At 71.8% G+C, this 23,000-nt stretch carries 23 protein-coding genes and 2 pseudogenes; 19 read left to right on the top strand and 6 right to left on the bottom strand.

What is annotated here, in order from left to right; all coding sequences use genetic code 11:
• Positions 1–15: 15 nt before the first annotated feature.
• From HNP44_RS20280 to HNP44_RS20265, 4 genes and pseudogenes are all read left to right on the top strand, one after another.
• Positions 16–1,218, top strand: coding sequence for a helix-turn-helix domain-containing protein (locus HNP44_RS20280; RefSeq protein WP_259144648.1), 1,203 nt, complete (start codon positions 16–18; stop codon positions 1,216–1,218).
• Between the two features lie 94 nt (positions 1,219–1,312).
• Complete coding sequence (locus HNP44_RS20275; RefSeq protein ID WP_259144647.1) at positions 1,313–2,083, top strand: acetoin reductase; 771 nt, start codon at positions 1,313–1,315, stop codon at positions 2,081–2,083.
• A 38-nt stretch (positions 2,084–2,121) separates the two neighbouring features.
• Positions 2,122–3,299: pseudogene (locus HNP44_RS20270) on the top strand (GAF domain-containing protein).
• A gap of 27 nt (positions 3,300–3,326) precedes the next feature.
• Positions 3,327–3,986, top strand: a complete 660-nt coding sequence (locus HNP44_RS20265; RefSeq protein WP_259144646.1) for a PIG-L deacetylase family protein — start codon at positions 3,327–3,329, stop codon at positions 3,984–3,986.
• On the opposite strand, the pseudogene HNP44_RS20260 reads toward HNP44_RS20265, so the two are convergent.
• Positions 3,983–4,288 (bottom strand): annotated as a pseudogene (locus HNP44_RS20260) (enoyl-CoA hydratase-related protein); the annotation flags it as partial. The gene HNP44_RS20265 and the pseudogene HNP44_RS20260 sit on opposite strands and share 4 nt — an antisense overlap.
• Positions 4,289–4,345: 57 nt before the next feature.
• Here HNP44_RS20260 and HNP44_RS20255 point away from each other — a divergent pair.
• Positions 4,346–5,131: an enoyl-CoA hydratase/isomerase family protein gene (locus HNP44_RS20255; protein WP_259144644.1), complete on the top strand. Its 786-nt coding sequence runs from the start codon at positions 4,346–4,348 to the stop codon at positions 5,129–5,131.
• A gap of 14 nt (positions 5,132–5,145) precedes the next feature.
• On the opposite strand, the gene HNP44_RS20250 is transcribed toward HNP44_RS20255, so the two are convergent.
• The gene (locus tag HNP44_RS20250; RefSeq protein WP_259144643.1) at positions 5,146–5,370 is read right to left on the bottom strand and encodes a hypothetical protein; all 225 of its coding nucleotides are present in this window, start codon (positions 5,368–5,370) and stop codon (positions 5,146–5,148) included.
• A 154-nt stretch (positions 5,371–5,524) separates the two neighbouring features.
• Between HNP44_RS20250 and argC the strand changes: the two genes are divergently transcribed.
• Genes argC through argH form a run of 8 tightly spaced genes read left to right on the top strand, consistent with a single transcriptional unit; the run spans position 5,525 to position 14,222 of the window.
• Entirely contained in the window at positions 5,525–6,559 is a 1,035-nt protein-coding gene (gene argC / locus HNP44_RS20245) for an N-acetyl-gamma-glutamyl-phosphate reductase (RefSeq protein WP_259144642.1), read from the top strand.
• Positions 6,556–7,782, top strand: a complete 1,227-nt coding sequence (argJ, locus tag HNP44_RS20240; RefSeq protein WP_259144641.1) for a bifunctional glutamate N-acetyltransferase/amino-acid acetyltransferase ArgJ — start codon at positions 6,556–6,558, stop codon at positions 7,780–7,782. The genes argC and argJ overlap by 4 nt, the downstream gene beginning before the upstream one ends.
• A complete protein-coding gene (gene argB, locus HNP44_RS20235; protein ID WP_259144639.1) occupies positions 7,779–8,684 on the top strand; it encodes an acetylglutamate kinase in 906 nt (301 codons plus the stop codon). Before argJ ends, argB begins: the two co-directional genes overlap by 4 nt.
• A 5-nt stretch (positions 8,685–8,689) precedes the next feature.
• Positions 8,690–9,883, top strand: coding sequence for an acetylornithine transaminase (locus tag HNP44_RS20230; RefSeq protein WP_259144637.1), 1,194 nt, complete (start codon positions 8,690–8,692; stop codon positions 9,881–9,883).
• Positions 9,880–10,818, top strand: coding sequence for an ornithine carbamoyltransferase (argF, locus tag HNP44_RS20225; RefSeq protein WP_259144636.1), 939 nt, complete (start codon positions 9,880–9,882; stop codon positions 10,816–10,818). The genes HNP44_RS20230 and argF overlap by 4 nt, the downstream gene beginning before the upstream one ends.
• 13 nt (positions 10,819–10,831) lie before the next feature.
• Positions 10,832–11,317: an arginine repressor gene (locus HNP44_RS20220; RefSeq protein ID WP_068569991.1), complete on the top strand. Its 486-nt coding sequence runs from the start codon at positions 10,832–10,834 to the stop codon at positions 11,315–11,317.
• Between the two features lie 35 nt (positions 11,318–11,352).
• Positions 11,353–12,774: an argininosuccinate synthase gene (gene argG, locus HNP44_RS20215; protein WP_224647490.1), complete on the top strand. Its 1,422-nt coding sequence runs from the start codon at positions 11,353–11,355 to the stop codon at positions 12,772–12,774.
• Positions 12,775–12,782: 8 nt separating this feature from the next.
• On the top strand, positions 12,783–14,222 hold the full coding sequence (argH, locus tag HNP44_RS20210) for an argininosuccinate lyase (RefSeq protein WP_259144633.1): 1,440 nt from the start codon (positions 12,783–12,785) through the stop codon (positions 14,220–14,222).
• Positions 14,223–14,280: 58 nt separating this feature from the next.
• Here argH and HNP44_RS20205 read toward each other — a convergent pair whose 3' ends face one another.
• From HNP44_RS20205 to HNP44_RS20190, 4 genes are all read right to left on the bottom strand, one after another.
• Positions 14,281–14,889, bottom strand: coding sequence for a TetR/AcrR family transcriptional regulator (locus HNP44_RS20205; RefSeq protein WP_259144631.1), 609 nt, complete (start codon positions 14,887–14,889; stop codon positions 14,281–14,283).
• Positions 14,886–15,644, bottom strand: a complete 759-nt coding sequence (locus tag HNP44_RS20200) for an ABC transporter permease (RefSeq protein WP_259144629.1) — start codon at positions 15,642–15,644, stop codon at positions 14,886–14,888. The genes HNP44_RS20205 and HNP44_RS20200 overlap by 4 nt, the downstream gene beginning before the upstream one ends.
• Positions 15,641–16,372 (bottom strand): ABC transporter ATP-binding protein, encoded by a 732-nt coding sequence (locus HNP44_RS20195; protein WP_259144628.1) that lies wholly within the window; start codon positions 16,370–16,372, stop codon positions 15,641–15,643. Before HNP44_RS20195 ends, HNP44_RS20200 begins: the two co-directional genes overlap by 4 nt.
• 84 nt (positions 16,373–16,456) lie before the next feature.
• Positions 16,457–17,245 carry an SDR family NAD(P)-dependent oxidoreductase gene (locus HNP44_RS20190; protein WP_259144626.1) on the bottom strand — a complete coding sequence of 263 codons (789 nt, stop codon included), beginning with the start codon at positions 17,243–17,245 and terminating at the stop codon, positions 16,457–16,459.
• A gap of 158 nt (positions 17,246–17,403) precedes the next feature.
• Here HNP44_RS20190 and HNP44_RS20185 point away from each other — a divergent pair, with 158 nt between their 5' ends.
• Genes HNP44_RS20185 through tyrS form a run of 6 tightly spaced genes read left to right on the top strand, consistent with a single transcriptional unit; the run spans position 17,404 to position 22,315 of the window.
• Positions 17,404–17,928, top strand: a complete 525-nt coding sequence (locus tag HNP44_RS20185; RefSeq protein WP_259144625.1) for a DUF4334 domain-containing protein — start codon at positions 17,404–17,406, stop codon at positions 17,926–17,928.
• The gene (locus HNP44_RS20180; protein WP_259144623.1) at positions 17,925–18,998 is read left to right on the top strand and encodes an NAD(P)-dependent alcohol dehydrogenase; all 1,074 of its coding nucleotides are present in this window, start codon (positions 17,925–17,927) and stop codon (positions 18,996–18,998) included. Before HNP44_RS20185 ends, HNP44_RS20180 begins: the two co-directional genes overlap by 4 nt.
• A 9-nt stretch (positions 18,999–19,007) precedes the next feature.
• Positions 19,008–19,214, top strand: a complete 207-nt coding sequence (locus tag HNP44_RS20175; protein ID WP_146562834.1) for a Trm112 family protein — start codon at positions 19,008–19,010, stop codon at positions 19,212–19,214.
• Positions 19,215–19,224: 10 nt separating this feature from the next.
• Positions 19,225–19,806: a DNA-3-methyladenine glycosylase gene (locus HNP44_RS20170; protein WP_259144618.1), complete on the top strand. Its 582-nt coding sequence runs from the start codon at positions 19,225–19,227 to the stop codon at positions 19,804–19,806.
• Positions 19,807–19,860: 54 nt separating this feature from the next.
• Positions 19,861–21,057, top strand: a complete 1,197-nt coding sequence (locus HNP44_RS20165; protein ID WP_259144616.1) for a hypothetical protein — start codon at positions 19,861–19,863, stop codon at positions 21,055–21,057.
• Entirely contained in the window at positions 21,020–22,315 is a 1,296-nt protein-coding gene (gene tyrS, locus HNP44_RS20160) for a tyrosine--tRNA ligase (RefSeq protein WP_374758817.1), read from the top strand. The genes HNP44_RS20165 and tyrS overlap by 38 nt, the downstream gene beginning before the upstream one ends.
• The last annotated feature ends 685 nt before the right edge of the window (positions 22,316–23,000 follow it).

Raw genomic sequence — 23,000 nt, 5'->3', positions numbered from 1 at the left:
ATGCAGAATCGAGGGGTGGCACACGCAGTGGAGCCGGCGGTGGCGCACGGAGAGGACCCCCGGACCTACGCGCGCCTGCTGGCCGAGGTGTACGACGCGACGATGGCCGGGGAGCGGCCGCCCGCGCGTCCGCGCGAGGTGATCGGCGACTCCTGGGATCGCGTCATCGCGGCGGGCCTGCGCCCCGATTCCGGCGCGGGCCCCGCGATCCACTCCGCCGACCTGTCCCGGCTGCGCCGGGAGTCCGGGCTGGCGGGCCTCATCGACGACTTCACCGCGGGCCTCGCCCCGATCACCGACGCCGGGTCGAGCATCATGGTCGTCTCCGACGCCGATGGCCGGCTGCTCTGGCGCAGCGGCTCGACGCGCGTGCTCCGCGAGGCCGACCGGCTCGGTTTCGTCGAGGGCGCCGCGTGGTCGGAGAGCGACGTGGGCACCAACGCCATCGGGACCGCGCTGGCGTCGCGCGCCGCCGTGCAGACCTTCTCCGCGGAGCACTTCGCGCGCAACCAGCACCCCTGGACCTGCTCGGCCGCACCGATCCGCGACCGCCGCACGGGTCGCGTGCTCGGCGTCGTCGACGTCAGCGGGCCGGCCTCGACGGTGCATCCCACGACGCTGGCGCTGGTCGCGGCCGTCGCCGGCCTCGCCGAGGCGACGCTGCGCGAGTCCCACCTGGCCGGACTCGACCAGTTGCGCACCGTCGCCGCCCCGCTGCTCGCGGGCCTCTCCGGCCCCGGCCTGGTCGTCGACTCCCACGGCTGGGTCGCCGCCGTCGGGCAGCTCGCGCCCTGCACCCGGGTCACCCTGCCGAACGCCGTGGACTCGGCGCACCTGTGGCTGCCGGAGCTGGGGCAGTGCACCGTCGAGCCGCTGCCCGGCGGGTGGCTGCTGCGGCCCGTCGCCGACGAGCCGCGCGACGGCGCCACGCGGGTGACGCTGGACCTGCGGGCAGGGAAGGCCCCGTCGGTCACGGTCGCCGGGGCGACGGGGGAGTGGCGGCACCAGCTCACGCCCCGGCACGCCCAGATCCTCGAGCTGCTCGCCGACGGTCGCGGGCACACCGCCGCGCAGGTCGCCGCGTCGCTGTTCGGTGACCCGGCGCGCGTGGTCACCGTGCGCGCCGAGATCTCGCGGCTGCGCCGGGTGCTGTCCGGGCTGATCGCCGCCCAGCCCTATCGCTTCGCCGACGCGGTGCTGGTCGAGACCCTGCGCTGAGCCCGCCGCAAGGCCGCAACCCCGCGCAACCTTTGCCGGATGTGTCCCGGGTCACATAGACCGGAGTCCGACCACGTCGACGAAGGGACACACGATGGCGCGCATCGCACTGGTGACGGGAGCGGGACGAGGGATCGGCGCGGGCATCGCGCGACGCCTCGCCGCAGACGGTCTCGACCTGGCCCTGGTCGACCTCACCGCCGACGGCGTCGAGGCCGTCGCCGAGGAGATCCGGTCGACGGGACACCGCGCCGTCGCGCTCACCGCCGACGTCTCCGACCGCGACGCGGTCTTCGGCGTCGTCGCCGCGGCCGTCGAGGCGCTGGGCGGGCTCGACGTGATGATCAACAACGCCGGCGTGGCACTTGTCGGGCCGGTCGCGGACGTCACCCCCGAGGAGCTGCGACGGCTGTTCTCGGTCAACGTCGATGGCGTGCTCTGGGGCATCCAGGCCGCCGCGGCGTCGTTCATCGAGCGCGGCGTGCGCGGCAAGATCGTCAACGCCGCCTCGATCGCCGGGCACGAGGGCTTCGCCATGCTGGGCGCCTACAGCGCCACCAAGTTCGCGGTCCGCGGCTTCACGCAGGCCGCCGCGAAGGAGTACGCGACGCACGGCATCACGGTCAACGCCTACTGCCCCGGGGTGGTGGGCACCGACATGTGGGTCGAGATCGACCGCCGCTTCGCCGACCTGACCGGCGCCGCGGTGGGCGCGACGTACGACCAGTTCGTCGGCGGCATCGCCCTCGGTCGGGCGCAGACGCCGGAGGACGTCGCCGCGTTCGTCTCCCACCTGGCCTCGCCCGATTCCGACTACATGACGGGGCAGGCCGTGCTCATCGACGGCGGCCTGGTCTACCGCTGATCCGGGTGCGGAAGGGGACGAGCGTGAGCGAGCCGGCGATGTCGGCGGGCGAGGATCCGCGGCGCTACGCGCGCCTGCTGTCCGAGGTCTACGACGCGACCATGAGCGGCTCGCGCCCACCGGCCCGGCCGCGCGGCGTGATCGGCGACTCCTGGGAGCGGGTGCGCGCCGCGGGGCTCGCGCCCGACGCCGACGCGGGGCCTGCGCTCGGCTGGATGGACGTCGAGCTGAGCCGGCAGGAGTCCGGGCTCGGCCCCGTCCTCGAGGAACTCACTGCGGGCCTCGCCCCGCTCACCGCGGACGGCGAGAACATCCTCGTGGTCGCCGACCGGTTCGGCCGCGTGCTGTGGCGCTCCGGATCGACGCGGGTCCTCTCGCATGCGGATCGGCTCGGCTTCGTCGAGGGCGCGGGGTGGGCCGAGGATCAGGTGGGTACTAACGCCATCGGCACGGCGATCGCCTCCCGCACGCCCGTGCAGATCTTCTCCGCCGAGCACTTCGCTCGCAGCCACCACGCGTGGACCTGCGCCGGCGCGCCGATCCGCGACGTTGACACCGGCCACATCCTGGGCGTGGTCGACGTCTCCGGTCCGGCCGCGACGGTGCACCCGACGACCCTGGCGCTGGTCTCCACCGTCGCCAAGCTCGCCGAGGCCCGGCTGCGCGAGGTGCACTTGGCCGGGCTCGAGCGGCTGCGGTCCGTGGCCGCACCGATGCTCGCGGGCCTCGGCCGCCCGGGCCTCGCGGTCGACGTCAACGGCTGGGTGGCCGCCGTCGGCGACCTGCCGCCGCGCTCGCGCATCGCGCTGCCCGCCGACCTGACCGGCCCGTCGGTCCGGCTCCCCGAGCTCGGGGTGTGCACCGTCGACCCGCTGCCCGGCGGCTGGCTGCTGCAGCCCGACCCGGGCGACGGTCCGGACGTCCTGACCCGCGTGACCCTGGACCTGCGGCCCGGCCGGGCGCCGGAGGTCGCGGTCGCGGGCGGCGGGGGATCGTGGCGCTACCAGCCCTCGCCCGGCACGCGCAGATCCTTGCGCTCCTCGCCGACGGCGCCGGGCGTTCCGCCGCGCAGCTGGCCGAGGCGCTGTTCGGCGATCCCGGCCGGGTGGTCACCGTGCGGGCGGAGATCTCGCGCCTGCGCCGGGTGCTGTCGGGGGTGATCGCGGCGCAGCCCTACCGGTTCGCGGACGGCGTGTCGGTCGAGTTGCTGCGCTGACCGGCCCCGGCCTCTAGCGTGGAGGCCGTGAGCGAGCCGCAGATCTTCCCCGAGGACTGGACCACGGCGCTCGTCCTGGTGGCGCACCCGGACGACCCCGAGTACGGGATGGCGGCGGCCGTCGCCCGCTGGACCTCCCAGGGCAAGACGGTGGCCTACGGCCTCGCGACGTCCGGCGAGGCCGGGATCGAGGGCATGTCGCCGGGCACCGCGGGACCGGTCCGCGAGGAGGAGCAACGACGGTCCGCCGCCGTCGTCGGCGTCGACGAGGTCAGGTTCTGGGGCTACCCGGACTCGCGGGTGACCAACACGCCCGACCTGCGGGAGTCGATCCGCAAGTCCATCGCCCGGTACGAGCCCGACATCGTGCTCACGCTGTGGGGCGGGCCCGAGTGGGCGCCGGGCGCGCCGAATCAGAGCGACCACATGGAGTTCACCCGCGCCGTCGCCGAGGCCGCTGCGGCGGCGGGCGTCACCGCCTACCAGACCGCCCCGGAGCCCGCGTACATCGTCGACGTCACCGGATTCACCGAGCGCGCGGTCGAATCGCTCGCCGAGCACCGCCAGTACCTCTCCGTGCTGGACCCGGTCACGCCCGTCATCGAGCAGGCGCGCGTGCAGGTCGGCTCCGCGTGCCTGCCGCGCGGCGAGTTCCGGCACACCGTGGGCTTCCGCGACCTGGTTTAGCCGAGCCGCTGCACTTCGCGGCGCAGGTCGCAGGCGAGTGCCAGCTGGAAGCCCGCGCCGATGGTGTGGCCCTCCACCACGGCGATCGTGAGGAAGGGGCCGTCGGCGAGGAGTGCGAAGGGCTCCTGGAAGGCGCCGGTCGCGTGCCGGGCGCCCTCGTCGGACAGGGCGACGACGTCCACCAGGTTGCTGGGCTCGCCCGTGCCCGCCGGGTCGAGCAGACGTAGGTTCAGGCCCGCAGAGAAGGTCCCGCCAGCGCCGCGCACGACGACGACGCGGACATCGGTGTCCGACTCAGCGGCCCCGACGGTCTGTGAGAGTCTGGGCGCGAACGGTTCTCACGACGGAAGAAGGATCCAGTGGCGGATGACATCGGCAGCGGCGCGGCGGACGACGCGGGGCTGGGCTTCGGCGTCGACGAGCGGGGCGTCGCCACGATCACCCTGCAGCGGCCCGACGCCGCGAACGCGCTGAGCCAGCCGCTGGCGGACGCGCTCATCGAGGTCGTGGAGTCCATTGCCGCGACCGGCGACGTGCGCGTCGTCGTCCTGCGCGCCGAGGGGCGGTTCTTCTGCGCCGGCGGCGACGTCAAGGCGATGGTCGCGGCAGAGGATCGCGGCGCGATGCTCGATCGCCTCGCCGGCACGATCCACGCCTCGCTCGACGCACTGAACGGCCTCGCGGTACCGGTGGTCGCGGCGATCCAGGGCCCCGTCGCCGGCGGCGGCCTCGGGCTGGTGCTCGCGGCCGACGTCGCGATCGCGACCGAATCCGCGCACTTCTCCACCGCGTACGCGGGCGTCGGGCTCAGCCCCGACTGCGGCGTCTCCGCGCTGCTGCCGAAGGCGGTCGGCATGCGGCGCGCGCTACGAATGTTGCTACACGGCGAGCGGATCGATGCGCCTACCGCCGCTGCGTGGGACCTGATCGATCGGGTCGTCCCCGGCGAGGAGCTGGAGGCCGAGGTCGCCGACGCCGTCGAACGACTGCTCGCGGGCCCGCACCCGGCTCTCGGCGAGGCGCGGCGGCTCGTGCGCGCGTCGTACGCCCGCACCTACGGCGAGCAGCTCGACGACGAGCGGCGCACCATCGCGCGCATGGGCGGGACCGAGGCCGCCGCGGCGCGGCTCGCGCGCTTCGCCTGACCTGGTGGGGCTTGTCAGCCCAGGTGGAAGGCCTGCGTGATGTGGTTGCCGCGCCGGTGATCGCCCACCAGGCTGGGGCGGCCGCGGCCCATCTTCACCAGCATGGCGCGGTTCTCCACCCGCGGCGCGAAGCCATCGAGGACGCGGTTGACGGTGCCCCGCAGGCCGCGATCGCGGCGCGGCAGCGACAGTGGCTGCGTCAGGGCGTCGGAGTTCGAGGTAGGAAGATCGTTGCGCATGTGATGTCTTTCGGGTGCCGGGTTCGGTTCGTTACTGCTACCCAGGGTGCCCACGGCTCCTGATGAGCGGCTGGGCGGAACCTGTGGGTGTTCGCCGCACGCCGCGATCGGGATCGGTTGTGAATAGGATTGCATGATCGTGCATAATCATTGCATGACTGTTTCCGTGGCGATCGCGGGCGCGAGCGGCTACGCCGGGGGCGAGATCCTCCGGCTGCTGCTCGGGCACCCGCAGTACCTGTCCGGTGAGCTGACGATCGGCGCGCTCACCGCCGGCGGCAACGCCGGCAGCACGCTCTTCGAGCACCACCCGCACCTGCTGCCCCTGGCGGACCGCGTCCTGCAGGAGACGACCCCGGAGACGCTGCGCGGCCACGACGTCGTCTTCCTCGGCCTGCCGCACGGCAAGTCCGCCGAGATCGCCGAGGCGCTGCCCCCGTCGACCCTCATCATCGACTGCGGCGCCGACTACCGGCTCAAGGACGCCGCCGAGTGGGAGCACTACTACGGCAGCGCCCACGCCGGCACCTGGCCCTACGGCCTGCCCGAGCTCCCGGGCAACCGCGACGTGCTCGCGGGCGCGTCCCGCATCGCCGTCCCGGGCTGCTACCCGACGGTGTCGACCCTCGCCTTCCTGCCCGCCGTCGCGGCCGGCATCGTGGCGCCCGAGGTCACCGTCGTGGCCGTGAGCGGCACGTCCGGTGCCGGGAAGTCGCTGCGGACGGATCTGCTCGCCTCCGAGGCGATCGGCTCCGCGCGGGCCTACGGCGTGACCACCCATCGGCACACCCCGGAGATCACGCAGAACCTCTCGGCGGCCGCGAATTCGCCGGTGACCGTGTCGTTCACGCCGATCCTCGTGCCCATGGCCCGGGGCATCCTCGCCACCGTCTCCGCCCCGACGACGGTGACCGCCGCGCGGGCCCGGGAGGTCTACGCGCAGGCCTACGCCGACGAGCCCTTCGTGCACCTGCTGCCCGAAGGCCTGCAGCCGCAGACCAAGTCGGTGGTCGGCAGCAACGCCGTGCAGGTGCAGGTGGCCGTCGACGAGCGCGCCGGGCGGCTCATCGCCACCGCCGCCATCGACAACCTCACCAAGGGCACCGGCGGCGCCGCCGTCCAGTCCATGAACCTCGCGCTCGGCTTCGCCGAGACCGCCGGCCTGTCCACCGTAGGAGTCGCACCGTGAGCGAAGCGAAGACGTCCAACACAGCAAGCTTCAAACTCGTTCGGAACCAGGGCGTCACGGCGCCGCTGGGCTTCAAGGCGGCGGGCATCGCCGCGGGGATCAAGGTCTCCGGCAAGCCGGATCTGGCCCTGGTCTTCAACGAGGGGCCGCACTACGCCGCAGCGGGCGTCTTCACCCGCAACAAGGTCAAGGCCGCACCGGTGCTCTGGAGCGAGCAGGTGATCAACGACGGGCACCTGCGCGCGGTGATCCTCAACTCGGGCGGCGCCAACGCCTGCACCGGCCCCGGCGGCTTCCAGGACACCCACGCGACGGCGGAGAAGGTTGCGGAGACGCTGAGCCACTGGGGAACCGAGACCGGCGCCGGCGAGGTCGCCGTGTGCTCGACCGGGCTCATCGGCGACCGGCTGCCCATGGACAAGCTGCTCGCCGGCGTCACTGAGATCGTGCACGAGATGGGCGGAGGCCTGACCGGTGGCACCGACGCCGCGCACGCCATCATGACCACCGACACGGTTCCGAAGGAGACGGCGCTGCATCACTCGGGCGGCTGGAACGTGGGCGGCATGGCGAAGGGCGCCGGCATGATGGCGCCCTCGCTCGCGACGATGCTCGTGGTGCTCACCACCGACGTGCACGCCACCCCGGAGCAGCTCGACGAGGCCCTGCGGTACGCCACGGGCTACACCTTCGACCGGCTCGACGTGGACGGCGCCACCTCGACCAACGACACCGTGTTCCTGCTCAGCAGTGGCGCCAGCGAGAAGACCTGCACGCAGGAGGAACTCAACACCGCCGTGCGCGAGGTCTGCGACGACCTCGCCGCCCAGCTGCAGGGCGACGCCGAGGGTGTCACCAAGCGGATCCTCATCACCGTGACCGGCGCCGTCTCCGAGGAGGAGGCCCTCGTCGGTGCCCGGGCCATCGCCCGCGACAGCCTGGTCAAGACCGCGCTGTTCGGCAGCGACCCCAACTGGGGGCGCGTCATGGCCGCGATCGGCATCGCGCCCATCGAGCTGGTGCACGACAAGCTGACGGTCTCGTTCAACGGGCAGCCCATCGCCGAGAACGGCTGCGGCGTCCCCGGGGCGCGCGACGTCGACCTCTCCGGACCGGAGATCGACGTCACCGTCGACCTGGGGCTCGGTCGTGGCACGGCGACGATCCGCACCACAGATCTCTCGCACGCCTACGTCGAAGAGAACTCGGCGTACTCCTCATGAGCGCGCCCGATCTCACACCGCTCGACAAGGCCGGCGTACTCGCAGAGGCACTGCCCTGGCTGCTGGACTTCCACGGCAAGACCGTCGTGGTGAAATACGGCGGCAACGCCATGATCGACGACGCGCTCAAGCGCTCCTTCGCCCAGGACATGGTCTTCCTCCGCACGTGCGGCCTGTCCCCGGTCGTGGTGCACGGGGGCGGACCGCAGATCAATGCCATGCTCAAGCGACTCGGCATGGAGGGCGAGTTCCGCGGCGGCTTCCGGGTGACCACGCCCGAGGTGATGGATGTCGTCCGGATGGTGCTCTTCGGGCAGGTCGGGCGCGAGCTCGTCGGCTTGATCAACTCCTACGGCCCGTTCGCCGTCGGCATGTCCGGCGAGGACGCGCACCTGTTCACCGCGACGCGGCGGCAGGTCGTCGTCGACGGTGCGCCGACCGATATCGGGCTCGTCGGCGACGTCACCGAGGTGAGGCCGGAGGCCGTCAACGACCTCATCGCGGCGGGCCGGATCCCCGTGATCTCGACGATCGCGCCGGACGCCGACGGGGTGGTGCACAACATCAACGCCGACACCGCCGCGGCCGCACTCGCCGAAGCGCTCGGCGCCGAGAAGCTGGTAGTGCTCACCGACGTCGAGGGCCTGTACACGAACTGGCCCGACCGCTCGTCATTGACCTCGGAGATCGACACGGACGCGCTGACCGCGCTGCTGCCGAGCCTCGACTCCGGCATGGTCCCCAAGATGGAGGCGTGCCTGCGAGCCGTGCACGGGGGCGTTCCCACCGCGCACGTCATCGACGGGCGGGTACCGCACTCCGTGCTTCTCGAGCTGTTCACGAGCAAGGGCATCGGCACCATGGTGTCCCCGCCGAAATCTCCGACAGAGACCTGGATCTGACACACATGAGCAACGAAGCAATGCAGTCGCGGTGGAACGCCGCGGTGATGGACACCTACGGCACGCCGCCCATCGCGCTGGTGTCCGGCCGCGGCGCGACCGTGACCGACGCCGACGGCAAGGAGTACGTCGACCTGCTCGGCGGCATCGCCGTCAACGCCCTCGGTCACGCGCACCTGAAGATCGTCGAGGCCGTGACGCAGCAGGTCTCGACGCTGGGGCACGTCTCCAACCTGTACATCAGCGAGCCCGTCGTGCGCCTCGCCGAGCGGCTCACCGAGGCCGTCGGCGTGCCCGGCACCCGGGTCTTCTTCAGCAACTCGGGCGCCGAGGCCAACGAGGCAGCCATCAAGATCGGCCGGCGCACCGGCCGCACCGCGATGGTGGCCGCCGAGGGCGCCTTCCATGGCCGCACCATGGGTTCGCTGGCGCTCACCGGCCAGCCCGCCAAGCGGGAGCCCTTCGTGCCCCTCATCGAGTCGGTCACCCACGTGCCCTACGGCGACGTCGGCGCACTGCGGTCCGCGGCTTCGGGTGAAAACGGCGCGATCGCTGCTGTTTTCCTGGAGCCGATCATGGGGGAGGGCGGCGTCGTCGTCCCGCCCGAGGGCTACCTCGCGGAGGCCCGCGCCGTCGCGACCGAGGCCGGCGCGCTCCTCGTCTTCGACGAGGTACAGACCGGGATCGCCCGCACCGGAACGCTCTTCGCGTACCAGCGCGCGGGCGTCACGCCCGACGTCTTCACCCTCGCCAAGGGGCTCGGCGGCGGCCTGCCCATCGGCGCGACGGTGGCCGTCGGCGCCGCCGGCGAGCTGCTGACCCCGGGCCAGCACGGCACCACCTTCGGCGGCAACCCCGTCGCCGCGGCCGCCGCGAACGCCGTCCTCGACGTGATCGAGGCCGAGGGCCTCGCCGAGCGCGCCGATGCGCTCGGCAAGCACATCGCTGCCACCGTCGAGGGGTACGGGCACCCGCTCGTCACCGGCGTCCGCGGCTCCGGCCTGCTCCTGGGGATCACCCTCGCGCAGCCGGTCGCCAAGACGATCGAGACCGGCGCCCGCGACGCCGGATTCCTGCTCAACGCCGCCCAGCCCGACGTGGTCCGCCTGGCCCCGCCCCTCGTCCTCACCGACGAGCAGGCCGACCGCTTCCTCACCGCTCTTCCCGCCCTCCTCGATGCAGCCCAGGAGACCCCATGACCCGCCACTTCCTCCGCGACGACGACCTCAGCCCGGCCGAACAGCGCGAAGTCCTTTCTCTCGCAGCGGAACTGAAGGCGGCACCGTTCTCGCGGCGCCCGCTGGAGGGCCCGAAGGGCGTGGCGGTCCTCTTCGACAAGAACTCCACCCGCACCCGGTTCAGCTTCGACGTCGGCGTCGCGCAACTCGGCGGCCACGCCGTCGTCGTCGACACCAAGTCGACCCAGATGGGCCGCGATGAGTCCCTCGCGGACACCGCCCGCGTGCTGTCGCGGTTCGTGGATGCCATCGTCTGGCGGACGTACTCCCAGGAGGGGCTCGAGGAGCTGGCGCGCTACTCGACGGTGCCCGTCGTCAACGCCCTCTCCGACGACTTCCATCCCTGCCAGATCCTCGCGGACCTGCAGACCATCGCCGAGCGCAAGGGAGCGGAGGGCACCGGCTCCGTCGCCGGCCTCAAGCTCACCTACCTCGGCGACGGCGCGAACAATATGGCGCACAGCTACATGCTCGGCTGCGTGACGGCCGGGATCGACGTGACCATCAGCGCACCGTCGGGCTTCCAGCCGGACGAGCGATTCGTGGAGGCGGCCCGGGCCCGGGGCAAGGAGACCGGCGCCGAGGTCAGCGTCATCTCCGATCCCATCCTCGCGGTGGCGGGCGTCGACGTGGTGGTCACCGACACCTGGGTGTCGATGGGCCAGGAGGACGACGACGTGGACCGCAACGCGCCGTTCCGCCCGTACCAGATCAACGCCGAGCTGCTGGCACACGCCGACCCCGACGCGATCGTGCTGCACTGCCTGCCCGCGCACCGCGGCGACGAGATCACCGACGAGGTGATCGACGGGCCGCAGTCCGCCGTGTTCGACGAGGCTGAGAACCGCCTGCACGCGCAGAAGGCGTTGCTCACCTGGCTGCTGGAGCGCTCATGACCGGGGGCGCGCGATGACCGACCAGCCGCTCGCCACCCGCGCCGGGCGGCAGGCGGCCATCGTCGAGATCCTGGCGAACCACCAGGTGCGCAGCCAGGCCGAGCTGCAGGCGCTGCTCGTGCGCGGCGGCTACGAGGCCACCCAGGCCACCATCTCGCGCGACCTCGACGAGCTGGGCGCGGTGAAACTGCGCGGCGCAGACGGCGGCACCGGCGTCTACGTCGTACCGGAGGACGGCTCGCCCGTGCGCGGCGTCTCCGGCGGCACCGAGCGGCTCTCCCGCCTGCTGGGCGAGCTCCTCGTCTCCACCGACCACAGCGGCAACATCTGCGTCCTGCGCACCCCGCCGGGCGCGGCGAACTTCCTCGCCAGCGCCCTCGACCGCTCGTCGCTGCCCGAGGTGGTCGGCACCGTCGCCGGTGACGACACCGTCCTCGTCGTCGCGCGCGAGCCCCTGACCGGCAAGGACCTTGCCGAGCGCCTCGTGGCGCTCGCCTGAATCCGCACACTCACCACCAGATAGGCTTATCGACCATGTCCAAGGTCCTCTCCACCCTGCCCATCGGCGAGCGCGTCGGCATCGCCTTCTCCGGCGGCCTCGACACCTCCGTGGCCGTCGCCTGGATGCGCGACAAGGGCGCCGTGCCCTGCACCTACACCGCCAACATCGGCCAGCCCGACGAGCCCGACATCGACGCGGTGCCGGACCGCGCCAAGGAGTACGGCGCTGAGATCGCGCGCCTCGTCGACGTGCAGCCGCTGCTGGTGCAGGAGGGCATCGCCGCCTTGCAGACCGGCGCCTTCCACATCCGCTCGGGCGGCAAGACCTACTTCAACACCACGCCGATCGGCCGCGTCGTGACCGGCACCATGCTGGTCCGGGCCATGAAGGAGGACGGCGTCGACATCTGGGGCGACGGCTCCACCTACAAGGGCAACGACATCGAGCGGTTCTACCGCTACGGCCTCATGGCCAACCCGGCGCTGCGCATCTACAAGCCGTGGCTGGACTCGCAGTTCGTCACCGAGCTCGGCGGCCGCAAGGAGATGAGCGAGTGGCTCGTCGCGCACGGCTTCCCATACCGCGACTCCACCGAGAAGGCCTACTCCACCGACGCCAACATCTGGGGCGCCACGCACGAGGCCAAGGACCTGGAGTACCTCAACACCGGTGTCGTCATCGTCGACCCGATCATGGGCGTCGCCCCGTGGGACGAGTCCGTCGAGATCACGACCGAGGACGTCACCGTCACCTTCGAGGCCGGCGTCCCGGTCGCGATCAACGGCGTCGAGTACTCCGACCCGGTCGAGCTGGTCCGCGAGGCGAATCGCATCGGCGGCCGCCACGGCCTGGGCATCTCGGACCAGATCGAGAACCGGATCATCGAGGCCAAGTCGCGTGGCATCTACGAGGCGCCCGGCATGGCGCTGCTGCACGCCACCTACGAGCGCCTCGTGAACGCGATTCACAACGAGGACACCATCGCCACGTACCACAACGAAGGCCGTCGCCTGGGCCGCCTCATGTACGAGGGCCGCTGGCTGGACCCGCAGTCGCTCATGCAGCGCGAGGCCATCATCCGCTGGGTCGCCTCCGCCGTCACCGGCTCCGTCACGCTGCGCCTGCGTCGCGGCGACGACTACTCGATCATCGACACCACCGGCCCCAACCTGAGCTACCACCCCGAGAAGCTCTCGATGGAGCGCGTCGGCGACGCCGCCTTCGGCCCCGACGAGCGCATCGGCCAGCTCACCATGCGCAACCTCGACATCGCGGACTCGCGCTCGCGGCTTGAGCAGTACGCGGTCCAGGGCATCGTCGCGGGCGAGACCGCCGCGCTGGTCGGCGAGCTCGAGCAGGGCGGCGCGGACGCCATCGTCGCGGGCGGCGAGAAGACCCCGTCCGCCCTCGACGAGGTCGGCAACCACGCCGCGTTCGACCTCGGCACCGACTAGGAGATCCGTTGAGCGAGAACGCCGGGAAGCACGGCACCAACGAGGGCAGCCTGTGGGGCGGACGGTTCGCGTCCGGCCCGGCTGAGGCGATGGCCGCGCTGAGCAAGTCCACGCACTTCGACTGGGCGCTCGCCCCGTACGACGTGCGCGCCTCGAAGGCGCACGCCCGGGTGCTCAACCGTGCCGGTCTGCTGTCCGACGCGGACCTGGAGGCCATGCTCGCGGCGCTCACCCGCCTCGGCGACGACGTGGCCTCGGGCGCCTTCCAGCCCGCCGAGTCCGACGAGGACGTGCACGGCGCGCTGGAGCGCGGGCTCATCGAGCGCGCGGGACCCGAGGTCGGCGGACGCCTGCGCGCGGGCCGGTCGCGGAACGACCAGGTGGCCACTCTGTTCCGGATGTGGCTGCGGGACGCGGTGCGGCTCGTCGCGGTCGGCGTGCTCGACGTGGTGGACGCCTTCGTCGCGCAGGCGCAGGCCAACCCCGACGTGATCCTGCCGGGCAAGACGCACCTGCAGGCGGCGCAGCCGATCCTGCTCTCGCACCACCTGCTGGCCTACACGCATCCGCTGCTGCGGGACGTGCAGCGGCTGCAGGATCTGGACAAGCGGATCGCGATCTCGCCGTACGGTTCCGGCGCCCTGGCCGGATCGTCGCTGGGGCTCGACCCCGACGCCATCGCGGCCGACCTCGGCTTCGATTCCGCGGCGGACAACAGCCTCGACGCCACCGCGTCGCGCGACTTCGCGGCGGAGGCCGCGTACGTCTTCGCGCAGATCGCCGTCGACCTCTCGCGCTGGTCCGAGGACGTGATCCTGTGGAGCACGGCCGAGTTCGGCTACGTCACGCTCGCCGACGCGTGGTCGACGGGCAGCTCGATCATGCCGCAGAAGAAGAACCCCGACGTCGCGGAGCTCTCGCGCGGCAAGGCGGGCCGGCTCATCGGCAACCTGTCGGGCCTGCTGGCGACGCTCAAGGCGCAGCCGCTCGCGTACAACCGCGATCTGCAGGAGGACAAGGAGCCGGTGTTCGACTCCGTCGAGCAGCTGCGGCTGCTGCTGCCGGCCGTCGCCGGGCTCACCGCCACCCTGACCTTCCACCCGGAGCGCATGGGCGCGCTGGCCCCGGCCGGCTTCACCCTCGCGACCGACGTGGCCGAGTGGATGGTGCGGCAGGGCGTGCCCTTCCGGGTCGCGCACGAGGCCGCGGGCGAGTGCGTGCGCGCCGCCGAGTCCCGCGGCGTCGGCCTCGACGGCCTCACCGATGAGGAGTTCGCCGCGATCCACCCGGCGCTCACCCCGCAGGTCCGCGAGGTACTGACGGTGCGCGGCTCCGTCTCCTCCCGCGACGCCCGCGGCGGCACGGCCCCGTCGGCGGTGGCGAGGCAACTCGAGGCAGTGACCGCACCCCTGCCCGCCCTCCGCACCTGGGCCACCACCACCGCCTGACCCGATTGAACGACGTTCTGGAGAGTCTGAACTGCTGTTTTGCTCTCCAGAACGTCGTTCAATCGCGGGGTAGGGGACCGGTGATGACCTGCTGGAGCGGGGGAGCGGCGAGGTCGACGAGCTCGTCGACGGTGAGCGAGGCCAGGGGCTCGAAGCCGACGACGTAGCGCGCGACGAGCAGCCCGAAGACCTGGCCCACCATGAGATTCGCGCGGAGCACCCCGTCGCCCGGGCCCGCGTCCATGCGGCCGATCAGCTCGCCCAGCGCGATCTCCAGCAGGAAGCCGCGAACGATCGCGGGGTCGCCGTCGTTGCCGAGGTTGGTGCGGATCACCGCGACGCCCACGTCGCGCAGCGGCCCGTCCCACATCGTCAGGAGCGCGCGGAGCAGGGCGCGCGCGGCGTCGTCGAGAGGGGCGTCCCGGAGCGGCGCCCGCACGAACTCGGGGTCGGCGGGGATCGCGAGTGCGGCGAGGTACAGCTCCTGCTTCGTGCCGAAGTAGTGGTGCACCAGAGCGGAATCCACGCCCGCGGCCTCCGCGACCGAGCGGACCGTCGTGCCCGCCAGGCCGCCGCGGGCGAACGCGGCCCGCGCCGCACCGAGGATCCCGGCCCGGGTGTCGGGGCTGCCGCTTCGCCGGCCCGACCGGTGGACCGGACCGCTCACGCGACCTTCCGCTGCAGGGTGGCGGCGGCGAGCGCGAGCGCCGCGACGGCGAAGCCGGCGACCACCGCGAGCGAGGTCCACATGGTGCTGGTCGCGGAGCTGTGCGCGCCGACTTCCTGGAGCGCCGTCACCGCGTAGGTCATCGGCAGCACGTCGGCGATGCCCTGGAGCCAGCCCGGCATCGCGTCGTGCGGAACGAGCAGGCCGCATAGGAAGATCTGGGGCACCACGACGACCGGCATGAACTGCACCGCCTGGAACTCGGTGCGGGCGAAGGCGCTGAACAGCAGCCCCAGCGCCACGCCGAGCCAGGCGTCGACGACGGCGATGAGGACGACCAGCCAGACACTGCCGGCTGTGGCCATGCCGAGCAGGTACGCGGCCACCGTGGTCGCGATCGCCGCCTGGATCGTCGCCGCGAGGGAGAAGGCGACGGCGTAGCCGAGGAGCAGATCGGCCTTCGCGAGGGGGGTCGTGAGCAGTCGCTCCAGCGTGCCCGAGACCCGCTCGCGCTGCATGGCGATCGACGTGACGATGAACATCAGCGCGAACGGGAGCACGCCCAGCAGGACCAGCGCTATGCGGCTGAACAGAGCTGCGCCGCCCGGGGAGTCGCGGTAGAGGAAGTACATCAGCGTCAGCAGGGCCGTCGGCACCACCACGATCATCGCGACGGTGCGCGGGTCGGCGTGGAGCTGGCGGAGGACGCGGACCGCCGTGGCGCGGGTGATGCTCGGGTTCAGAACGGTACTCATGCCGTCGCCTCCTGTTCGCGGACGAGCGCCAGGAAGGCGTCGTCGAGAGTGGCGGCGCCGGTCCGGGTCAGTAGATCGGACGGTGCGAGCTCGGCCACGAGCCGACCCTCGCGGAGCAGGATCAGGCGGGCGCAGTGAGCTGCCTCGTCCATCACGTGGCTCGAGACGAGCAGGGTGGTCCCGGCCGCCGCCATCGCCGCGAACCGTTCCCACAGCTCCGCGCGCAGCAGCGGGTCGAGGCCGACCGTGGGCTCGTCGAGGATCAGCACCTCGGGGTGCGCGACCAGCGCGCACGCGATGCTGACGCGCGAGCGCTGACCGCCCGAGAGCGCCTCGGCCGGGCGGTCGGCGAAGGCGCCTAGACCGACGGCGTCGATCGCCTCCTCGACGTCGGCCTTCGCGGACGAGCGGCGCGCGGGGAACAGGGCGCCGAAGTACTCGACGTTCTGGGCGACGGTGAGATCGCCGTACACGGCGGGGGACTGGGTGGTGTAGCCGACGCGGGCTCTCAGGTCCGGGCTTCCCGCGGGGCGGCCCAGTACCGTCGCCGTGCCGCCGGTGATCCGCTGGGCGCCGACGATCACCCGCATGAGGGTGGTCTTGCCCGAGCCGGACGGGCCGAGCAGCCCGGTGATGGCGCCCGCGGGGATCTCGGCGTCGAGGTGATCGAGGACGGTGCTGCCCGAGCGCGCCACTGTGAGGTCGGATAGGACGATCGCGCTGGTCATGGCGCCTCCTATGAAATTCATTCGACGATGAATTCGTCGCTCAGTGAATCGTGCGCCCGACGGATCCGGGGCGTCAAGGGGCTGTCAGTGGCGTTGCCGCCGGTCGCCGAGGCGCCGCATCGCGCTCAGCACGGGCAGTCCCACGGACGGCGCCACGTCGGAGGATCGCGCGAGCGCTCCGCGCCAGCGCGGCACGACCCGGAAGATCTGGCGCGACTGCAGGAGCCGCAGCCCGGCGGCGGCGACGTCGTCCGCCTCGAGGGGCTTCGGCCCAGCGAACAGCAGGGCGGCGCCGGCATCCCTCTCCCGGTCCGTGACCATCGCGGTGCGGACCACGTCCGGGCACAGCGCGCGGGCGCGGATCGGGAGGCCCGCGTGGTCGAGGTCGCCCTGGAGCGAGGTCGTGAAGGACAGGACGGCCGCCTTGGTCGCGGCGTAGAGCGCGAGTCCGGGAACGGGGGAGAGAGCGGAGAGCGAGGCGACGTTGAGGATCGCCCCACCGTGCGCGCCCATGGCGTTGACAGCGGCCGCGGACCCGCCGATCGGGCCGCGCAGATTCACATCAAGGATCGCCCGCACCTGTTGGTCGTCGTGGTCCCAGCTGTCGCCCGCGATGAGGATCCCCGCGTTGTTCACCCAGACAGCCAGCCGCCCGAGCTCCTGCGCATGCGCGGCGACGTTGCGGTGCGAGCCGAGGTCGCTCACGTCCTGGGCGAGGCCGACCGCGTCTCGTCCGACCTCGGCGGCCGCGCGCTCCGCGGCAGCGCCGTCGATGTCGGTGAGGATCACCCTATGGCCCTGATCGGCGAGTCGGTGGGCGAACCGGAGGCCGATACCGCGGCCGGCACCGGTGACTACTGCGATGGATGTCATGTCGACGAACCTAAGCCCAGTAGGTCACGCGGTGCGCCGTACGGGTGGGCGAGCGCTCGGGCCGCTCGGTGAAGGCCGGGAGAGCGGCGGGTGTTCAGTGGCTGGAACGTGTTCCCGTTTCCGGTCGCCCTGCGGAGAACATCGGATAACATCACCGAATGACCGCAGAGCGCACCGTCCGCGGGCTCATCGACGAGCCCCGCCACTCCGAACCGGCCGAGCTCGCCGCGCTGTTCGCGCAGCTCGAGCCCGTCTCGATCGAGTTCCTGCTCGGGGACTGGCACGGCGGCGAGCTGCCCTCGGGTCACCCGATGGACGGCGCCCTCGGCACGGCGCGCTGGTACGGCAAGAGCTTCGCCTCGGCGAACGACGTCCAGCCGCTGGTCTGCCTGGACGAGCAGGGTGAGAAGTTCTCCAACGTCGCCCTCGGCAAAGGGGAGGCGACGCTGCGCCTCATCGACTTCGACGGGACCGTGACCGCCTCGATGGTCTACGACGGGCAGCCGGTGATCGATCACTTCGCCAAGGTCGACGACGACACCGTCATGGGCGTGATGACCGGGAAGAACCTGGCCGCGCCATATTTCTATTTCTACCTCGAGCGCGACGGCGGCCATTCGGTCGCCTCCGGGGACCGCGACACCGCATCCGGTGCGCCCGGCGGCTGCCTGGCGGACCGGTGACCGGCACCGTCGCGCGGGTCGTCGCCGCGCCGGGCAAGGCACCGTCGGCCCTCGAGGTCCAGATCCCCGCGCCCACCGGCAACCAGGTCCTGGTGCGGATCCACGCGGTGGGCATCTGCCACACCGACCTGACCCTCGCCGCGCAGTGGCCCGAGCACGGCCTGCCCGTGATCCTCGGCCACGAGGGCGCGGGCGTCGTCGAGGCGCTCGGCCCCGAGGCGCTCGGCCTGGCCGTCGGCGACCGGGTCTCGCTCACCTTCGACAGCTGCGGCGCCTGCGAGTTCTGCGCGGGGGGCACGCCCGGCTACTGCGAGCAGTCGATCATCCGCAACTACCTCGGGCTCCCGGGGATCCGCGCGGGGGAGACGGCCGTGACCGGAGGCTTCTTCGGCCAGTCGAGCTTCGCGGGCCTCGCGCTCACGACCGATCGGAACACGATCCCCATCGGCGATCTGCCCTTCGAGCTGGCCGCACCGCTCGGTTGCAGCGTTCAGACCGGCGTCGGCACCGTGACCCGCGCGCTGAAGATGGAGCCGGGGCAGTCCGTGGTGGTCTTCGGGACCGGCGCCGTGGGCCTCGCCGCGATCATGGGGGCGAAGCTCGCCGGGGCCACGACGATCGTCGCGGTCGACCCGCGCGAGGATCGCCGCGCGCTCGCCCGCGAGTTGGGCGCGACGCACGTAGTCGAGGCCGGGGCGCAGGCCGAGCAGCAGGTCATCGAGGCGACGGGCGGCGGCGCGCACGCCGCCGTCGACACGACGGCGCGCGCGGACGTCCTGAACCAGGCGATCCTGGCGCTTCGGCCGCGCGGCACCCTCGCGGTGGTCGGGCTCGGCACCCCGTCGGCCGACCTACCCGTCATGCTCATCATGGCCCGTGGCCTGCGCGTGATCGGCGTGATCGAGGGCGATTCGGAACCGTCCGAATTCCTGCCCGAGCTCGCCGCCGCAGCGGCGGAGGGACGGCTGCCCGTCGAGCGGCTGGTGACCACCTTCGCCGACTTCGACGACGCCTGGGCCGCGGCCCGCGAGGGCACCGCGATCAAGCCGGTGTGGCTGCCCGCTGGGTAGCATGGCGCCATGGCCATCGACGCGACACTGCTGAAGATCCTCGCCTGCCCGCAGGACAAGGGGCCGCTGCTGTACGTGCCGGACGAGCTGTTCTACAACCCGCGCCTGCACCGGGCCTACCCGATCGAGGACGGCCTGCCCGTGCTGCTGATCGGGGAGGCCCGCGACGTCGACGACGCCGAGCACGAGTCGATCCTGGCGCGCGCCGCCCAGTGATCCGCGTCGGGTGACCGCGAACCTGCGGGACCGGCTCGCGGTGCACCCTCTCAAGGCCGCCCGGCTCGTCCTCGGCTCCGTTCTCGTCGTCGATGGAATCCGGGCCCGGATCGTCGAGGTGGAGGCCTACGGTTCACCTGAGAACGGCCCCTGGCCGGACGCGGCCGCCCACACCTATCCGGGCCCGACGCCGCGCAACGCCGTGATGTTCGGGCCTGCCGGCCACCTGTACGTCTACCTTTCGTACGGGATCCATCAGTGTGTCAACATCACCGCCGGACCGGACGGTGTCGGCTCCGGGGTGCTGCTCCGCGCCGCCGCCATCGAGAGCGGCCTGGAGCGAGTGCGGGAGCGTCGCGCCGTAGGCGATCCTGACGCGCGGCTCGCAGCGGGGCCCGGCCGGCTCGGTCAGGCTCTCGGGATCACTGTGGCCGACAAGGGCATCGACGTGCTCGATCCGTCCTCGGCGGTCCAGCTCGAGATCGCGGCCCGACGGGGCCCGGTGGTCGCGGGGCCGCGGATCGGGATCAGCAGAGCGGTCGACCTTCCGTGGCGGCTGTGGCTCCAGGGGCACCCCTCAGTGAGTCGTTGACCCGCCCCAGCGGGAGCCAACCGCCGGCCAAGGCGGACTTGGTCGACTGGGCGCATGATGGACTCCGACCAGCTCGGCCGTGACCGCGGACTGAACGCGGTGAACGGGCGGGCGTTCGCCGACCCCGACGAGGAGCGGGCCGCCCGCGCGCTGATGGGGGCGCCGTTCCCTGCGACCACCGAGGGCCTGATCGAGGCGGGCTGGGGACTGGTTCCCATCCTCCAGACGCGCTCGGGGACCGCACTCGCGACCGCCGCGGAGGCGCGGCTCGCGGCGATCCTCGGCCTGCTGGACCTGCGGCGACTGGGGCCGGGTGCGGCGCACGCGCAGGCAGAACTCGAGCGGCACCGTCGGGCTGCGCATCGCGCGCAGATCCCGGTGGAGGTGGCGGCCGCGGTCGCGATAGCCCTGGTGGTGGCCGGCGCGGGCGCGGTGGTGCTCTGGCTGTTGTCCCTGCTCGGCGCCGTCTTCGCCATCGGAGCCCTGATCGCGGTCGTGATCCTCGCCTCCTGCGTCGTCGGGATCCTCCGCTGGATGGAACGCGCCGAGCTCGACCCCGCCCGCTTCACCGTGCGCGGACTCGTGATCGCTCCGTGGCTCGCGGGCCTCCCGGCGGCCACGGCGGCGGCGGTGCAGTCCCTGTTCGACCTGCCGCACGGACTCGCCGGCGTCACCTTCACGGAGGACCGGGACCTGGTCACCGTCGACGACGGTGCGGGGACTGTCGGGGTGGTGTCGCGGTCCCGATTCCTCTGGGACGCGCAACGGACAGCACCGTTGACCGCCGATGACGTGCGCGATCTGCTGACCGGATACCTGCGCCCGGGAGTTCCGGGCGCCCTCGCCCTCCGCGGGGAGGTCCCCGCGCCGGCATGGCTCCGCGGCCCGTTCGACGGCTGGGAGCGACTCTTCGACCGCTTCGGGGTCGTCGGGCCGATCACCGTGCGCTGGACGGTGCAGGGTGGCGCGCTCATCGCCGAGCTCGCGGAGGAGTACGACGACGAACCGGCCGCGGTGCTGGTCGGAGACTTGGCGGCGATCGCCGCGATGTCAGGCGCCGCCGCCCACCGCAGCGCCGATGACGCCGGGCGCGCGGTCGCGGACCTCCTGGTGAACCAGCTGGTGCACGGGGACCTGGTGATGTTCACCCGCGGTGGCGGCCCGGCGGACCGCGAGCTGCTGGTGACCGCTCTGCAGGGCGGCGACCTCCGTGATGCGGCCGTTCGTTCACAATGGACGGGTGAGCACTGACATCCTCGAGGAACTGTCCTGGCGCGGCCTGATCGCGCAGTCCACCGATCTCGACGCGCTGCGCGAGCTCCTCGCCGCGGGGCGGATCACGCTCTACGCCGGGTTCGACCCCACCGCCTCGTCGCTGCACGCGGGCCACCTCGTCCAGTTGCTCACCCTGCGCCGGTTCCAGGAGGCGGGGCACCGGCCGATCGTCCTGGGCGGCGGAGCGACGGGCCAGGTCGGCGATCCCCGCGATGTCGGGGAGCGCGTCATGAACTCCGTGGACACGGTCGCCGAGTGGGCCGCGAAGATCGACACCCAGCTCCAGCGCTTCGTCGCCTTCGACGGCGAGAACGCGGCGATCCTGGTCAACAACCTGGATTGGCACGGGCAGATGAACGTGCCGACCTTCCTGCGCGACGTGGGCAAGCACTTCTCCATCAACGTGATGCTCGCGCGTGAGACGGTCAAGCGCCGGCTCGAATCGGACGGGATCAGCTACACCGAGTTCAGCTACATGCTGCTCCAGGCGTACGACTACGTGGAGCTCGCGCGGCGGTACGACGCCGCGCTGCAGATCGGCGGCTCCGACCAATGGGGCAACATCGTCGCGGGCGTGGACCTGAACCGGAAGATCGACGGGCGCCACGTGCACGCCCTGACCACGCAGCTGGTGACGTCCTCCGACGGCAAGAAGTTCGGCAAGTCGACGGGTGGCGGTTCTCTCTGGCTCGACCCGGAGCAGACCAGCCCCTACGCCTGGTACCAGTACTTCGTGAACACGGCCGACGCCGACGTCGTGCGCTACCTGCGCTGGTTCACCTTCCTCACGCAGGAGGAGATCGCGGAGCTGGAGCGCGAGACGGCCGAGGCCCCACAGAAGCGCACCGCCCAGAAGCGGCTCGCCGCAGAGATGACGACGTTGGTCCACGGCGAGGAGCACACTCGTGCCGCCGAGCTGGCCGCGCAGGCCCTGTTCGGTCGCGGCGAGCTCGCCGAGCTTCCCGAGGGCACTCTCGCGGCGGCGCTCGAAGAGGCGTCCGTCGTCGTGGTGGCGGCGGGGGAGCCGAGGACGATCGTCGACCTGCTGACCGCGTCGGGACTGTGCGAGTCGAAGGGCGCCGCACGCCGGGCGGTGAAGGAGGGTGGTGCGTACGCCAACAACGTGAAGGTGGACTCCGAGGAGTGGGAGCCGGCCGCTGGCGACCTGCTGCACGGGCGGTGGCTGGTGCTCCGCCGCGGTAAGAAGACCTTCGCGGGTGCTCGATTCGCCTGAAACCGCTGGTCATGATCACTGAGGCCGTCCCGCCATCGAGCGCGGGGCGGCCTTTGTGCTGCAGGTCACAAACATGTCATTCAACGGTCCACTGAGGCCCGCAGTGCTCTGACCAGGCCAGATGAACAGCACGTTACGCGCTGACCTGGGGATTTGTGCTTCCGTTCCACGGTGCGTAACTTATTCGAAGTCAGCGTGACACCGACCAGGACGGGGCCGAAAAGCCCAGGTCAAGCGGTAGAAACGCAGACACCTTGAAAACATGGAGCCGAACCCGGTTTGACACCGAGATCGACTCCGACATAAGCTGGAACGGTTGCTCCGAGCAGCCAGCCACTACGGAGAGACTCACTCTCGAACGTGTTACACGGTCGAGAGCGTCGAGATGTGCGGTTGAGCGGTTCGAGGCAGCTCCGAGAGTGACCCGCGAGAGCGAGTTGCACACGGAAATCCGCTCTGCTAAGCTTGAACGGTTGCTTCGAGCGGGTCGCCTTGACAGGCGGAGCGCGAGAATGTAACCTGGAACGGTTGCCTGCGAAGGTTTTCACTCCACTGTTAAGACCTCGTTGTGCGGGGTTAAGGTGAAGTGAGCCGCGTTTGGCGTGTTCTTTGAGAACTCAACAGTGTGTCGATGAAATTGTCAGTGCCAAAATTTTTTGGCACGCATGGACAATCAGATTATTTT

The organism is Tsukamurella ocularis, from assembly GCF_024807615.1.
Lineage (GTDB): Bacteria > Actinomycetota > Actinomycetes > Mycobacteriales > Mycobacteriaceae > Tsukamurella > Tsukamurella ocularis.
This window is presented reverse-complemented; position numbering and strand designations above follow the sequence as displayed.